15 protein-coding genes are annotated in these 14,902 nt (G+C 39.6%); all 15 read left to right on the top strand.

The annotated features are described in order from the left end of the window. Nucleotides 1–25 precede the first annotated feature (25 nt). The 15 genes from V7M78_RS14725 (at nucleotide 26) to V7M78_RS14655 (ending at nucleotide 14,900) form a co-directional block, all read left to right on the top strand. Nucleotides 26–553, top strand: a complete 528-nt coding sequence (locus tag V7M78_RS14725; protein ID WP_333650862.1) for a GNAT family N-acetyltransferase — start codon at nucleotides 26–28, stop codon at nucleotides 551–553. Nucleotides 554–655: 102 nt separating this feature from the next. After that, nucleotides 656–805: a hypothetical protein gene (locus tag V7M78_RS14720; RefSeq protein ID WP_333650860.1), complete on the top strand. Its 150-nt coding sequence runs from the start codon at nucleotides 656–658 to the stop codon at nucleotides 803–805. 65 nt (nucleotides 806–870) lie between these two features. Beyond that, entirely contained in the window at nucleotides 871–1,185 is a 315-nt protein-coding gene (locus V7M78_RS14715) for a type II toxin-antitoxin system PemK/MazF family toxin (protein ID WP_333650857.1), read from the top strand. Nucleotides 1,186–1,362: 177 nt separating this feature from the next. Continuing rightward, nucleotides 1,363–2,475, top strand: a complete 1,113-nt coding sequence (locus tag V7M78_RS14710) for a tetratricopeptide repeat-containing glycosyltransferase (protein WP_333650855.1) — start codon at nucleotides 1,363–1,365, stop codon at nucleotides 2,473–2,475. Continuing rightward, on the top strand, nucleotides 2,472–3,581 hold the full coding sequence (locus tag V7M78_RS14705; RefSeq protein WP_333650853.1) for a tetratricopeptide repeat-containing glycosyltransferase: 1,110 nt from the start codon (nucleotides 2,472–2,474) through the stop codon (nucleotides 3,579–3,581). Before V7M78_RS14710 ends, V7M78_RS14705 begins: the two co-directional genes overlap by 4 nt. A 99-nt stretch (nucleotides 3,582–3,680) precedes the next feature. After that, nucleotides 3,681–4,523, top strand: coding sequence for a 5-dehydro-4-deoxy-D-glucuronate isomerase (gene kduI / locus V7M78_RS14700; RefSeq protein WP_333650851.1), 843 nt, complete (start codon nucleotides 3,681–3,683; stop codon nucleotides 4,521–4,523). Between the two features lie 288 nt (nucleotides 4,524–4,811). Next, nucleotides 4,812–5,489, top strand: coding sequence for a response regulator transcription factor (locus V7M78_RS14695; protein WP_333650849.1), 678 nt, complete (start codon nucleotides 4,812–4,814; stop codon nucleotides 5,487–5,489). Continuing rightward, complete coding sequence (locus V7M78_RS14690) at nucleotides 5,486–7,003, top strand: sensor histidine kinase (RefSeq protein WP_333650847.1); 1,518 nt, start codon at nucleotides 5,486–5,488, stop codon at nucleotides 7,001–7,003. Before V7M78_RS14695 ends, V7M78_RS14690 begins: the two co-directional genes overlap by 4 nt. 94 nt (nucleotides 7,004–7,097) lie before the next feature. Further along, nucleotides 7,098–7,289, top strand: coding sequence for a YjfB family protein (locus V7M78_RS14685; RefSeq protein ID WP_333650845.1), 192 nt, complete (start codon nucleotides 7,098–7,100; stop codon nucleotides 7,287–7,289). Between the two features lie 239 nt (nucleotides 7,290–7,528). Further along, nucleotides 7,529–8,350 carry a flagellin N-terminal helical domain-containing protein gene (locus V7M78_RS14680; protein WP_333650843.1) on the top strand — a complete coding sequence of 274 codons (822 nt, stop codon included), beginning with the start codon at nucleotides 7,529–7,531 and terminating at the stop codon, nucleotides 8,348–8,350. A gap of 114 nt (nucleotides 8,351–8,464) precedes the next feature. After that, nucleotides 8,465–9,760 carry a glycosyltransferase family 2 protein gene (locus V7M78_RS14675; protein WP_333650841.1) on the top strand — a complete coding sequence of 432 codons (1,296 nt, stop codon included), beginning with the start codon at nucleotides 8,465–8,467 and terminating at the stop codon, nucleotides 9,758–9,760. Nucleotides 9,761–9,848: 88 nt separating this feature from the next. Next, entirely contained in the window at nucleotides 9,849–10,565 is a 717-nt protein-coding gene (locus V7M78_RS14670; RefSeq protein WP_333650838.1) for an IspD/TarI family cytidylyltransferase, read from the top strand. A 22-nt stretch (nucleotides 10,566–10,587) separates the two neighbouring features. Next, the gene (locus tag V7M78_RS14665; protein ID WP_333650836.1) at nucleotides 10,588–11,922 is read left to right on the top strand and encodes a hypothetical protein; all 1,335 of its coding nucleotides are present in this window, start codon (nucleotides 10,588–10,590) and stop codon (nucleotides 11,920–11,922) included. A 26-nt stretch (nucleotides 11,923–11,948) separates the two neighbouring features. After that, complete coding sequence (locus V7M78_RS14660; RefSeq protein WP_333650834.1) at nucleotides 11,949–12,869, top strand: class I SAM-dependent methyltransferase; 921 nt, start codon at nucleotides 11,949–11,951, stop codon at nucleotides 12,867–12,869. Between the two features lie 9 nt (nucleotides 12,870–12,878). Further along, entirely contained in the window at nucleotides 12,879–14,900 is a 2,022-nt protein-coding gene (locus V7M78_RS14655; RefSeq protein WP_333650832.1) for a rhamnan synthesis F family protein, read from the top strand. The last annotated feature ends 2 nt before the right edge of the window (nucleotides 14,901–14,902 follow it).

Genomic DNA, 14,902 nt, shown 5'->3' with positions numbered 1-14,902 from the left:
AATAAAAGATTAGGAGATTGATATTATGCTGTTAAAGACCCCTGAAACCCGTTTTGAGGAAATATACCGGATTTATGAGGACTCATTTCCTGATGTTGAGCGCCGAACCAGAGAAGGGCAGAAAAAGGTTTTCAGTGATCCATGTTATAGAATCCGGGTTGTGGAGGAAGAAGGAGAGATTCTTGCTTTTCTGGGATATTGGGAGCTTTCAGCCTGTGTTTTCCTGGAGCACTTGGCAACCACTGAAGCATGCAGGGGGAAGGGATACGGGAAACAACTGGTGGAAGAGGTTGTTTTAGAAAGTTCAAAGCCGGTGTTTCTGGAAATAGAGCCTGTTACAGAAGAAGATCCCATGACAGGACGCCGGGCGGGCTTTTATGAAAGGATAGGATTTCATTTGAATTTCTTTTACTATGAACAAATGCCTTTAAAAGCCGGGGACATGCCAACTCCGCTGCAGATTATGAGTTATGGGAAGGCAGTGACGGAGGAGGAGTTTAAGGCGTATAAGGAAGAGATTTACCAGGTGGTGTATGGTGTGGAAAATATATAGGGGAAGCTTGTAAGTTGTAATTTGGAATGATATGATATTTTTATTAAAAACGTTAAAGGCGGGAATCAACCCATTAATTTAAATGAGAAGGGAGAATGGCATATGTTGAAACAAGAGATGATTTCTACATTAATTTCCCAGATACCAGAAGATAAACTGGATTCAGTGCTGGATTTTATAAGATTTGTACTGTATGAGAATGCGGAGGCCAGCAGTGCATTATTAAGTGAGTCTCTTCTTGCAAAAGATTGACTTTCACAAGAAGAGGAGGCAGCGTGGCGAAATCTTAAAATCAAGGAATTTTTAAAGCAGGAGATGTGATCGTACTGCCTTTTCCTTTCGGTGATTTAAGCGCAGCAAAGAAAAGGCCGGCGTTAATTTTAGCTGATTTAAAAGGTGATGATTTTATTGTTGTACAAATCACTTCCAGTATGAAGATGGATGAATATTCTGTTTCCATCTGCGATGAAGACTTCATTGAAGGAAGTTTGAAACAAAATAGTAATGTGCGCCCCAATAAAATTTTTACTTTAGAAAAGAATCTTATACTATATAAGATCGGACGTCTGTCCTATGACAAAATATCAGAGGTAATGTCAGCGATTTTTAAAATGTTTGAAAATGGAAATTAAAATCTATACGAAGCTCAGACAAGGGTATAAGAATAAACACTTATATCCTTTTTGCTTGCCCGAATAACTGATTTCTCACGGAACAAGCCGCAGACTGCATATACTAATAGTAGCGTAATACCCAGAGGGCACGATGTAAAATTGGTTGAGTAAGATGAGTAAAAAGGAGTTAATAAAGTGAGCCGATATAAAATTTGTGTATATGCCATCAGTAAAAATGAAGAACAGTTTGTGGACCGCTGGATGGACGCCGTGTCAGTTGCCGATGCCGTCATTGTGACGGACACAGGCTCAACGGACGGGACTGTTGAAAAGCTCCGGGAAAGAGGAGCCATTGTTTATGAAGAAACCATATCTCCCTGGCGGTTTGACACAGCCAGAAATGTGGCATTGAGCCATGTACCGGAAGATGCGGACATCTGCGTTTCCAATGATTTAGATGAAGTATTTGAGCCTGGCTGGAGAGAGAAACTGGAGGCCGCCTGGAAACCGGGTCATACCCGGGCAAGCTATTTATTTGCCTTTACCTGTAATCCTGACGGGACGCCAAAGAAACAGTTTCCTATGGAAAAAATCCATATCCGGCACGGATACCGCTGGGTTCATCCTGTCCATGAGGTTTTAGAATATACAGGGGAAGCCCCTCAGAATAAAGTGTGGGTGGAAGGACTCAGGCTGAACCATTATCCTGATCTATCAAAGCCCAGAAGCCAGTATCTGCCCCTATTGGAATTATCCGTAGAGGAAAATCCCCTGGATGACAGGGCTGTGTTCTGGCTTGGAAGAGAATATATGTACTACAGAAAGTTTGATGAAGCTATTCAAACCCTGAAAAAGCATTTATCCCTACCCACTGCAAAATGGGATGAGGAGCGGAGCGCCTCCATGCGTTTCCTGGCCCAAAGTTATGAAGAAAAAGAAAACTTAAAAGAGGCGAGAGCATGGCGTTACCGGGCCCTGGCAGAATGCCAGTATGTGCGTGAACCTTACCTGGCTTTGGCAAAGTCGGGATATAAGGAAAAGAACTGGCCCCTGGTCTATGCAATGGTGGAAAAAGGTCTTTCCATCACCCAGAGCACAGGAAGCTATCTGGTAGAACCGGAAAGCTGGGGATATGCCCTCTATGATTATGGCGCCCTCAGTACCTATGAGCTTGGACTCTATGAAAAAGCGAGGGATTATGCCAAAGAGGCTTTAAAGCTGGAGCCGGATAATAAAAGGCTTCAGGGCAATTTAAAGTTTATCGAAGAGAAAGTCAGTCAGCGGGTCAAAGGGGAGGAAGACTCATGAGTCGCTTAAAAATATGCGTTTATGCCATTTGCAAAAATGAGGTTCATTTTGTGGACCAGTGGATGGATTCCATGAGCGAAGCGGATCTGATTGTGGTCACGGATACAGGCTCTGATGACGGCACAGTAGAACGTCTGAGAGAACGGGGAGCCGTTGTCTACGTGGATGTGGTTAAACCGTGGAGGTTTGACGTGGCCAGGAATATTTCCCTGGACCACGTTCCCGAGGATGCAGATATATGCGTGTCCACGGACTTAGACGAGCGGTTTGAGCCGGGGTGGAGGAAGAACCTGGAAGAAGCCTGGCTGAATCATAAATCAATTATAAATGGGCCTTCGGCAAAACATGGAAGATATCTTTATAATTGGAGTTTAAAACCAGACGGAACCCCAGACGTGCAGTTTTATTATTTTAAAGCCCATGAGCGGAACGGTTTCCGCTGGAAATGTCCGATTCATGAGCACGTCCAGTATGTAGGCGACCTGCCTCTTGAAATCATATACATCGAAGGTATGGTTCTCAACCATTATCCGGATTTTTCCAAGTCCAGAGGTTCCTATCTGCCTCTTTTGGAGCTGGCAGTAAAGGAAGACCCGGATGATGAGCGGATGCGGTATTATCTGGGAAGAGAGTATATGTATAAAAAGCAATGGGAACAATGCGTTGGCGCCCTGGAAGAATACTTGAATCTGCCCTCTGCTCAGTGGCGTGATGAGCGGTGCGCCGCCATGCGCTGGATTGCAACTTCTTGCTTCCATCTGGGGAAAATAGAAGATGCTTATGGATGGTATTATAAAGCGATTGCAGAAATGCCGGAGCTCCGTGATCCTTATGTGGAATTTTCAGACATGTGCTACAAATTAAAGGACTGGTCCATGACGTATTTTCTGGGAAAAGAAGCTTTAAATATCAAAGAAAAATCCCGGACCTTTGTCAACATGGGATATTCCTGGGATTATACATTAGATGACCTTTGTGCCATTTCTTCTTATTATCTGGGCATGAGAGAGGAAGCCTTAAGTCATGCAAAGAAGGCCCTTGAATATGATCCGGATAATGAGCGTTTGAAAAATAATATGGATTTAATCGCAGCCTCTGGGGAATAATTCCTCAGAGGCAAAATAAGATGTTGAATTAAAAACTGCCCTGTGGTAGGATGAAGATGGTCAGTTATTTCAAAAGTATAAAGAAGGAGGTTTTTATTCATGGATATTCGATATTCTGCAAATCAGAAAGATTTCAGAAGATACACAACAGAAGAAACCAGAAATGAATTTTTAATTGAAAACTTATACATTGCCAATGAGGTAGTCGCTGTTTATTCTCACGTAGACCGTATGGTTACATTAGGCTGTATGCCTACCACAGAGACTGTTTCCATTGACAAGGGAATCGATATATGGAAGAACTTTGGGACAAGCTATTTCCTTGAGAGAAGAGAAGTCGGAATTTTTAATATCGGCGGCCCTGGAAAGATCGTAGCTGACGGAGAAGAATTCAAGATGGGCAATAAAGATTGCTTGTATATCACCAAAGGCACAAAGGAAGTTCTGTTCTCCAGTGACGATTCCTCCAATCCGGCTAAGTTCTACATGGTAAGTGCTCCGGCTCACAAGGAATGTAAGACAACCTTTATCCCAATTGAAAAGGCAGCTAAGAAGCCTTTGGGTGCTATGGAGACTTCCAATAAACGTGTCATCAACCAGTTCATCCATCCGGACGTGCTGGAAACCTGCCAGCTTTCCATGGGCCTTACTGTCCTGGACCCAGGCAGCGTATGGAACACCATGCCGTCACATACTCATGAGAGACGTATGGAGATCTATATGTATTTTGAGATTCCTGAGAACAATGTGGTATTCCACATGATGGGCGAAGGAAAGGAAACAAGACATATTGTGATGCAGAATGAGCAGGCTGTTATCAGCCCCTCCTGGAGTATTCACTCAGGTGCAGGTACAAGCAACTATACTTTCATCTGGGCAATGGGCGGAGAGAACCAGGCATTCGATGATATGGATACCATTCCTACTACGGAATTGAGATAGTGTTGTAATTGAAGAAGCAGATGCAGTCCTTTGGGCGCATCTGCTTTTTTCGTTATGTGAAATCTCTGTGAAAATGTGGATATCTGCATGACTATTTGGTAAAATAGAGTCCATAAATATAAGGTGAATTTGTTTGTAGGGAAAAAGATGGTTCTCTAAGGGTAAGGTGAATTTTCCTGTAGGGCAACGAGAAGACTCCCTGGAGAGCAAGGTGAATCTGTCTGCAGGGTAACGAGAGTATTCCCTAAGAAGTTTGGTAAAAACAGAGTATGATTTCAGGAGGCTATTATGGAAGCATTAAAAATATTAGTAGTGGACGATGAAGCCAGAATGAGAAAACTGGTAAAGGATTTTTTGAGCGTAAAAGGATTTTCGGTAATAGAGGCGGCAAATGGAGAGGAAGCAGTGGATATATTTTTTGAACAAAAGGACATTGTTCTGATCATTTTGGATGTAATGATGCCTAAAATGGATGGCTGGGAGACCTGCAAAACCATCCGCCAATATTCCCAGGTTCCCATCATCATGCTGACGGCCAGGGGAGAGGAGCGGGATGAGCTTCAGGGTTTTGAGCTGGGAGTGGACGAATACATTACCAAGCCTTTCAGCCCAAAGATTCTGGCGGCCCGGGTGGATGCCATATTGAGGCGCAGCAAGGCAGTGACTTCTGATGATTTGGAGGTAGGAGGAATCTGCATGGACAGGGCGGCCCATCAGGTCACCATTGACGGGAAAAACATTGATTTGAGCTATAAGGAGTTTGAACTTTTGGCTTACTTTCTGGAAAACCAGGGAATTGCCCTGTCCAGAGAGAAGATTTTAAACCATGTCTGGAATTACGATTATTTCGGCGATGCCCGGACCATTGACACCCATGTGAAGAAGCTGAGAAGCAAAATGGGAGATAAGGGAGACTACATCAAAACGATCTGGGGCATGGGGTATAAATTTGAGGTGAAGGAATGAAACACTCCATTAAAGCACGTTTTGCCGTGATTTTTGTTTGCCTTATGGCATTTGTCCTCATTTCTACCTGGTGTATCAATACTTGGTTTCTGGAAAGTTTTTATACCAGAGATAAGGTGAAGATCATGGGAAAGGCCTATGCCTCCATCGACAGGTTGGTGGAAGAGGCAAATGACAGCGGGGAAAATATTATATCATATTACATGGACTCCTATGACCCGGATATGAAAAATGAAGGGGCTCCCCAGAAGATGTTCCGGGCCTTAGGGGAAAAGTACAATTTAATGATGGTGCTGATTGACAGCACCACTGACGAAGTTCTCTTCCCTTCAAACGGGGACAGGCAGTTTTTGAAAAACAGAGTGGAGGCATATATTTTCGGGAGAAATATGCCTGATGCCAGCATTTTGAAAAGATATGACAATTATATTGTGCAGAAGACCTATGACAGGCGTTCCGATTCCTATTATCTGGAAAGCTGGGGGTATTTTTCTGATAATAAGACCATATTTTTGCTGTCCATTCCTCTTGCAAGTATACGGGATAGTGTGAGCCTTTCCAACCGGTTTCTGGCTTATGTGGGGGTGGCGGCGCTGGTTGTGGGTAGTTTTTTCATTTATCTGGTCACAAGAAGGATCACATCCCCGATTCTCCAGCTTGCGAATTTATCTGAAAAGATGTCTTCTTTGGATTTTGACGCCAAGTATACGGGTCAGGAAGAGGATGAGATCGGAGTGCTGGGGAACGGTATGAATAAGTTGTCGGATACATTGAAGGAAACCATTGGGCAGTTGAAGCGGGATATTGAAGAAAAGAATAAAATCGATGAGATGCGGAGGGATTTTATTGCCAATGTTTCTCATGAGTTGAAGACTCCCATTGCTTTGATTCAGGGGTATGCGGAAGGGTTGACTGAAGGTATGGCTGAGGACCCGGAAAGCAGGGATTATTATTGTGAAGTGATTATGGATGAAGCCGGAAAGATGAACCAGATGGTCCGTCAGCTTTTGAATCTTACAGCTCTTGAGTTTGGAAACGATACTCTTCAGGCTGAAGCTTTTGATCTGACGGAATTGATTCAGGGAGTGGTGAATTCTGCAAAAATTCTTATTCAGCAGAGTGAGGCTGAGGTGGTGTTTGTAAATAATGGGCCTATTGCTGTGTATGCGGATGAATTTAAAATAGAAGAGGTGGTTACTAATTATTTGAACAATGCGCTGAACCATTTGGATGGGGAGAGAAAGATTGTTATTACTGCGGAGGAAAATGGAGAGGAAGCGTTGGTGACTGTGTTTAATACTGGGCAGAATATACCGGAAGAGGATCTGCCTAAGTTGTGGTCCAAGTTTTTTAAGGTGGATAAGGCTCATACGAGAGAGTATGGGGGGAGCGGTATTGGGCTTTCTATTGTGAAGGCTATTATGGATTCTCACCGGAAGGGGTGCGGGGTCAGGAATGTCCAGGGTGGAGTAGAATTTTGGTTTACCTTGGATTGTTATAAGGAAAGTTTATAAGGGGTTATTTTAGTGATTGAAGTAACCGATATAATAGTATCGGGATGGATCAGGAGTTCTGATCAGGTGTATTCCGTGAAAGGAGAGTGGAATTATGGATATTGGTGCAATGAGTATAGATATGAGTCTTGCAAGGGTTCAGCAGAGTGCAGGTCTCAGTGTGGCAAAGAAGGCCATGGACTCTCAGGAAATTGCGGCAGCTGGGCTGCTTAAGATGGTAGAAGCAGCGATTCCGGAGCAGGTGCCTGTGGATGGGATTGGGCAGATTGTGGATGTGAGAGGCTGAAAATAAAAAATATTTAAAAATATTTAAAAAAGGGCTTATCTTTTGTTCTGACCAATACGATAATACACATGAAAGGAAGTTACGCTTCCTAAGACACAAGTGTCAAAACATGGAATCGTTAATTCGGCTGGTACCCCGCAGGATTCCATCAACATGATTTACTTATTTTTCCTGAAAAGGGAAAACATACTACACAGGGAAAAGGAATTCCCTGAAACACATTCAAGGAGGAAATATCTATGAGAATTCAACACAATATCGCAGCATTAAATGCTCACAGACAGTTAGGAAGCAACAATACAGCAGTAGGCAAGAGCCTTGAGAAATTATCTTCTGGTTTCAGAGTAAACCGTGCAGGTGATGACGCAGCTGGTCTTGCTATTTCCGAGAAGATGAGAGCACAGATCACAAGCCTTGAGACAGCTCAGAAGAATGCTAATGACGGTATCTCTTTAATTCAGACAGCGGAAGGTGCTATGACAGAAGTTCACTCCATGTTAAATCGTATGGTAGAACTGGGAATGCAGTCTGCAAACGGAATTTATGATAATACTGTTGACCGTGCAGCTTTGAACGATGAGTTTACTCAGTTGAAGAATGAAATCGATCGTATTGCTAATACTACAACATTCAATGGTACTAAGCTTTTAGATGGTACAAGTACTAATGTCAGCCTTCAGATTGGTGACAGTATTAATAGTAACAACTCATTGACAGTAGCACTTGATAGTATTTTAACAACTGATCTGAATATAAATACTTCATCTGTTGACAGTGTAGCTAATGCTAAGTTAGCTGTTGATGCTGTTAAGACTGCTATTAACACAGTTTCTTCTACCCGTGGTGCCCTGGGTGCACAGCAGAATCGTCTGGAGCATACAGTTAACAACTTGGGAGTAACTACTGAGAACATGACTGCTGCTGAAAGCCGTATCCGTGACGTTGACATGGCAAAAGAGATGATGGCTTACACCAAGAATAATATTCTGGTTCAGTCATCCCAGGCTATGCTTGCACAGGCTAATCAGCTTCCACAGGGTGTATTACAGTTACTGCAGTAATTACGCTGGATTTTAATTTATAATCCCCCGGAACGGTGATTTCCGGGGGTTTTTTATCATATTTAGGAGGAATTTTGTATGAAGCCTTCCGTTCGCCTGTCCCAATGTATGATTGTGAAAAACGAAGAGAAGAACATTCGCCAAGCACTTAGCTGGGGGAAGGGAGTTTTATTTGAACAGATTGTGGTAGATACTGGCTCTACAGACAAAACAGTGGAAATAGCAAAAGAAATGGGGGCCAAGGTCTACAATTTCTCTTGGATTGATGATTTTTCTGCTGCGAAAAACTTTGCTATTCAACAAGCAAAGGGTAATTGGATTGCATTTCTGGATGCAGATGAATATTTTTTGCCAGAAGATGCCAAAAAGCTGCTTCCATCATTGGAGTATTTGGAAAGGACTACCAATTCCTCCTCACTTCCCCATATGATTAAGCTTGCCTGGATACATCTTGATGATTCCGGAAAGCAGATGGCTGTGGGAGTTCAGTACCGTATTTTTCGGAATGATCCAAAGCTTCGCTATCGCGGAAGAATTCATGAATACCTTGCTTTAACCGATGGCAGTAAGCTGTATTCCTGTGATGCTACAGATACCCTTGCCATTTTTCATACTGGTTATGCTAGTGAGGAATTTGCTAAAAAAAAGAAGAGTGACCGGAATATCTTCATGGTGCAGAGGGAACTGGAGGAAGATCCGAAAAACTACATGATGTGGGGGTATCTAGGGGATTCTCTTCTTGCAGCTCAAAGGCTGGAAGAAGCAGAGGAGGCTTATGAGCGCGCTACAGAAGATCCAAATGCTAATATAGAAATAGAGAGGAAGAATTATTGCTTTGCTAATTGGCTTAAAGTAAAGTGCATAAGAGAAGTTGATAGTGATGAAGACTTTATGGTTGTTTATCAGAGAGCTAAAAGTTACGGTTGTAATACCCCTGATGTGGATTACATGACAGGTCGGTGGTTTTATAACAAGGGAGATGAGGAGAAGGCAAGATATTATTTTGAGCAGGCCCTTCATTTGTTAGATATATATAAAGGGAATGATACTCTTAACATATCAGCTGATCTCGCTTCCGTATACCATAAGCTTTTTACCTTTTATGCGAGAGAAAATCGGTATTCTGACATGGTAAGATATGGAGTCCTTGCTCTTCGGGCAGAGCCTTACCAGCCTTCTGTTTTAAAAGAAATCTTGGTTCTTTTAAAGCGGGAGCCAGGAGAAGAGAAAACAGCTAATGCTACCTTTAGCTTTTTATCGAAGCTTTATGATCTTTCTTCTTTTAAGAATAAAGTTTTTTTAATTAAAATATCGGAACAGGTTCCATTCCCGGCACTGGAAGAGACAATCTATCATCTATTATCGGTTGAAGAACGAAAATTTGTTGCTGAGGCTGGGGATATCTTCTAGCCTTGGTTTTTTGTTTTGTTATGCAGTAGAATTTAAAACGAGACATGATAACTGATGAGCCTTATGAAATATAAATAGGAGTAAAGAGATGGCAAAGGTATTAATATTTGCGGGGGGTACAGGCAAGAGAATGAATTCATACTCTAAGCCGAAGCAATTTTTAGAGATGCATGGAAAGCCCATTATTATCTATACATTAGAACATTTTGAGTATCATGAGGAAATCGATGGAATTGTAGTAGTGTGTATTAAGGAATGGATAGAAGAATTAAAGGGCTTATTGAATCGATATGGTATTACAAAGATTCTAAACATTGTGCCTGGCGGTGATACAGGGCATGATTCTATTTATTGCGGCCTTGAGGCAATGAGAGAGTATTGTTTAAAAGATGATATTGTGCTGATACACGATGGAGTAAGACCGTTGATAAACGAAGAATTGATCAGTAATAATATTGAAGCTGTAAAAAAACATGGCAATGCTATTACATCTGAGCCAGTTCGTGAAAGTGTAGTACGTTGTGTGGCTGGAAGCAGCATTATAGATGTACCCCCTCGGGATCAAATGTTTGTAGCGAAAGCGCCACAATCCTTTCGCTTTGGGGACATACTGAAGCTATATGAGATGGCGCAAGATGATGGATTGAAAACAATTGACTCTTCTCATTTATGTAGCTTGTATAATGTACGGATGCATATGGTTATGAGTACAAAAAACAATATTAAGATCACGGAACCGGCAGATTTTTATATATACAGAGCAATATACGAAGCCATGGAAAATCAGCAGATATTTGGGGTCTAGTATATGCATAGGAATAATTGCGATGAAAAAATATAAGAAAAAAGAGATTCTGGATATAATTGGCGTATTAAAAGACACGAATGAAAATATTAGAAAAAAGGGTAATGGAGTTACTCAAGAGGATATTATTGATATACTCTCACAATGTCAGGAAACTGCCATTGTTCTGGGAAATTATTTTGAAACATTCGGTAAAATAACAGTATCCCTGATAAAAGTTCTGGAGAATTATTGTGAAGATATTTATCAGATGAGCATTGAATTATCCGATGACTGCCAATTCCAGAAGCTATCGAAAAAGATAAAAAAGCAGCTAATCCAATTATATAATAAGGTCAGGGATGAATTTTCTGATGACAAAAAAGAAATAGTGTTTTTACCATATAAAGCATCTATGTGGGATTCCTTTGAAAGTGTTTGGAAAGCAGCTGATGAAGACGAAAGCTGTGAAGTATATGTAATCCCCATACCATATTTTGATAAAAATATCGATGGAACTTTGGGGCGTATGCATTATGAGGGAAATGCGTATCCTGAATATGTGCCTATTACGTCATGGGAGGATTATTTGATTGAGGAGAGAAAACCGGATGTAATCTATATCCATAATCCTTATGATAATAATAATATAATAACCACTGTACATCCTGCTTTTTACGCAAAGAAATTAAAAAATTACACAGATATGCTTGTTTATATCCCTTACTTCGTCTGCGCAGGAGATACTATACAGAAACATTTTTGTGTACTTCCGGGAACGTTATATGCAGATAAGGTGATTGTCCAATCGGAAACAATTAGAAAAACCTATGTGGAAGAATTACATAAATTTGAACGAAACAATAATTGTAAAAATGTATATGGAAATATAGAACAAAAAATATTGGCTTTAGGAAGCCCTAAATATGATAAATTGTTAAATACAAAAAAAGAAAGCTTAGATATTCCTGAAGAATGGAAATATATCATCTATAGTAGTGATGGAACAAAAAAGAAAGTCATTCTGTACAATACGAGCATCGCTGTATTCTTGGAAAAAAGTGATGAAATTATTGCAAAGATAAAAAATATAATAAATCTGTTTAAAGACAGACAAGGTGAATTTGTATTGCTGTGGCGTCCCCATCCTCTGATGCCGGCAACTCTTCAGTCTATGAGACCCCATTTGTGGAATGAGTATAGCGGCATTGTCTCTAGTTATAAATCAGAGGGATGGGGGATTTTTGATGAGAGCGGTGATGTGGATAGGGCAATTATCATAAGTGATGCTTATTATGGAGATGGAGGATCCTTGTTTGCGCTGTATGAAAAGACAGGAAAACTTATGATGGTTCAGAATGCAGAATTTTTAGGCTGATCAATGAATTGTGAGGTGAAAGAATCATGAAAGAAACTTTTATAAACTCTGATGTTGTTTGCAAGATAATGGCTAGAAATATGATAAAAGATGAAATGGAAGAGGAATTTATTATCCGAACAAAGAAAAGATACCTTGATGTTTGTGAAAAAATATGTAGAAAGTATGGTGCATATGAAAAAGCAGTTGGAGAACTTTGCTTTGAAATGCCTGAGAAACGGATGATGATATCTGGATACTGTGATGTATGCCAGGAAGAAAGCCAATTTGAACTGGACTACATGTTTTCTGAACTTGTAGGTGGTTTTAAGAAAAAAAGTCCGGTTTATAGAGAACGGCTGGTGTGTTCTAAATGTAAATTAAACAATCGGATGAGATATTTGATTGGTGTGATGAAAAGAATGTACTTAAGCGGAAAGAGTGCATATATGTATGAATATGTGACACAGTCATATAAAGAAATAAAAAAGTTTATTCCGGATTTGGTAGGGAGTGAGTATCTTGGGGATTATGAGAGCGGATCATATATTGATGGAATATTGCATGAAGATGCGATGAATTTAAGCTTTGAATCGGAGATGTTTGATTTTGTTTTGTCGCAGGATGTATTTGAACATGTTTCTGATTATGATAAGGCATTTCGTGAAATGTTCAGGGTAATGAAGCCGGATGGAAAGGCTGTAATTACTGTCCCATTTGCGACTTTCAATGATGAGGTAGAAAAAAGGGCAGAAATTATAAATGGAGAATTGGTATACCATAAAGAACCTATGTACCATGGAAATCCTTTATCAAAAGAGGGGGCTCTTGTATATAACATCTTTTCCTGGGACTTACTTGATACATTGAAAGCTGTAGGGTTTAAGGATGTGTATATAGTAGCATACTACAGTATATTAAAGGCGAATTATGGTATTCTTCCATTTTACATTATTGCAGAAAAGTGAGAGTTGTGTATGAAACTGGATTGGACTGTTGTGATATACGAACAAAAAGAATATCCTTTGGGAAAAGATACAATTGTTCTTATTGATAGCTTGTATAAATGTTGTAAAAGTATTTATATTTTTTCGTCTCATAAATTGGCAGAAGATATTGGCGATTTATTGCGGGATTTTGATAATGTAAAGTTTATTGAGGTAAATAATGATGTTTCTTTATGGAAAGAATCGGCAAGATATTTAACTGGATCTAAAAATATTGATACTCAAGAAATATTATATGTTGATACCTCTTTTTTTGGTCCGGTTTATAGTCTGGAAAATATGTTTACGACAATGTCCGAACAGAGCTTTGATTATTGGGGATTAATTTATAGATATGAGTATAAAGATGAATATGGAAAGTTGGTTCCAAGGAAACTGGAGAATGCTTTTATTTTTATATCAGAAACTATTATAAAGAACCATGAGTTTCAGAAAATGCTTGAAGATGAAAAAAATGAAAGTGAAACCTTAACCGAATATTTACAAAGTACACAATTTCTTGGAGGAGCATACTTAAATCCAATAAAGTTTATAGCTAAAAGACCGGAAGATAATTTTGATCTATTGAAATATGCGCCCTTTTATTTGTTGAAATATTATGAATGCCCGGTCCTTAGTAAGAGCGTTTTTCGGGATATTAAATCGGAAATGTTAATGTTTAATTTAGGGAACCAAACCTCAGATGCAGTAAGCTACATTTCTGAAAAGACAAATTATGATGCAGGGCTTATATGGGAATACATTATTGAAAATTGCAATATGTCGGTAATAAGACGGAATCTGAATCTAGATTATATCCTTAGCGGTGAACATGTCGATGTCGACAGAAACTTATACTCTCAATGCGCAATAGCAATGCATATTTATTATGAGGATTTGATATCCGAATGTTTGGAATACATTAGTGTCATTCCAACTGAAATGTACCTTGTGATATCGGTTGCAAATCAAGAGGCTTACAATACTTTATTTACAGCTCTTAGACAGTATAGGGATAACTTTGATATTATATATTCAAGTAATATCGGACGTGATTGGGGAGCCCTTTTATTGGATTTATGGAGATATGTAAAAGGCTATAAATATATTTGCTATCTTCATGATAAGAAAACCACAGGTGGAGTTGGATACCCTATGGTAGGATATTCATTCATGCATTATGCATGGTCAAGTCTTATTAAGAATAAAGCAGTAATTAATCAAATAATAACGTTATTTATTAAAAATAGATTTTTAGGAATTCTTACACCTGATATTCCGTACCACAGCGGATATGTGAGGCTATTAGGTGATTCGTGGACCATATGCTATGATAAAACATGGGAATTGGCGAAAGAATTTGGCGCTGAAAGATATATGGATGAAGAACAACAGCCGTTTGCTCTTTCAAGTTGTTTTTGGTTTCGGAAAGAAGCGCTTCAAAATTTAATGAATAAACCTGTCAATAAAGATGCATTCCCTAAAGAACCTATGGATACTGATGGGACCTTTAATCATGCATTAGAAAGAATTATAATATATATTGCACAAAGAAATGGTTTTTATTCCGCAACGGTCTTAAATGAAGAAACTGCAAGAAATAATCTTATAAACTATCAATATCTTTTGTCAAAATCCATAGAGGGTTCCCTGAAAGTATTTGGCATGCAATCTATTATGAATTTATTCGGTGGTCAAAATGTTTGGAGCCGATTTGAAGTTATAAAGTTTATTATGGATAATCAAAGGGTCTGTATTTATGGGCAGGGAAATAATGGGAAGTATGTTTCTGATTTTTTAGAAAACCAAAAGCTCCATTATGAATATTTCTTGGTAAGTGATGGATATACGATTAAAAGAAGCTTTCTGAAACATGATGCTTATTATCTTAGTGAAAAGGTGTCTGATAAAGAGGAAATTGGCGTGATTGTTGCTGTAGATATGAAATACAGAGCGGATGTACTGGAACAATTAAAGCGCATTGGATGGAAAAAAATATTTGTTGCAAACTGATG

The organism is Lacrimispora sp. (assembly GCF_036758025.1).
Lineage (GTDB): Bacteria > Bacillota > Clostridia > Lachnospirales > Lachnospiraceae > Lacrimispora.
Note: the sequence above shows the minus strand (reverse complement) of the source record. Positions and strands in the feature narration are given on the sequence as shown.

Bases quoted from the DNA above. Each gene is read 5' to 3' on its own strand.
- V7M78_RS14725 (WP_333650862.1), top strand. From the start codon at position 26: ATGCTGTTAAAGACCCCTGAAACCCGTTTTGAGGAAATATACCGGATT.
- V7M78_RS14720 (WP_333650860.1), top strand. From the start codon at position 656: ATGTTGAAACAAGAGATGATTTCTACATTAATTTCCCAGATACCAGAA.
- V7M78_RS14705 (WP_333650853.1), top strand. From the start codon at position 2,472: ATGAGTCGCTTAAAAATATGCGTTTATGCCATTTGCAAAAATGAGGTT.
- kduI (WP_333650851.1), top strand. From the start codon at position 3,681: ATGGATATTCGATATTCTGCAAATCAGAAAGATTTCAGAAGATACACA.
- V7M78_RS14695 (WP_333650849.1), top strand. From the start codon at position 4,812: ATGGAAGCATTAAAAATATTAGTAGTGGACGATGAAGCCAGAATGAGA.
- V7M78_RS14690 (WP_333650847.1), top strand. From the start codon at position 5,486: ATGAAACACTCCATTAAAGCACGTTTTGCCGTGATTTTTGTTTGCCTT.
- V7M78_RS14685 (WP_333650845.1), top strand. From the start codon at position 7,098: ATGGATATTGGTGCAATGAGTATAGATATGAGTCTTGCAAGGGTTCAG.
- V7M78_RS14680 (WP_333650843.1), top strand. From the start codon at position 7,529: ATGAGAATTCAACACAATATCGCAGCATTAAATGCTCACAGACAGTTA.
- V7M78_RS14670 (WP_333650838.1), top strand. From the start codon at position 9,849: ATGGCAAAGGTATTAATATTTGCGGGGGGTACAGGCAAGAGAATGAAT.
- V7M78_RS14665 (WP_333650836.1), top strand. From the start codon at position 10,588: ATGAAAAAATATAAGAAAAAAGAGATTCTGGATATAATTGGCGTATTA.
- V7M78_RS14660 (WP_333650834.1), top strand. From the start codon at position 11,949: ATGAAAGAAACTTTTATAAACTCTGATGTTGTTTGCAAGATAATGGCT.
- V7M78_RS14655 (WP_333650832.1), top strand. From the start codon at position 12,879: ATGAAACTGGATTGGACTGTTGTGATATACGAACAAAAAGAATATCCT.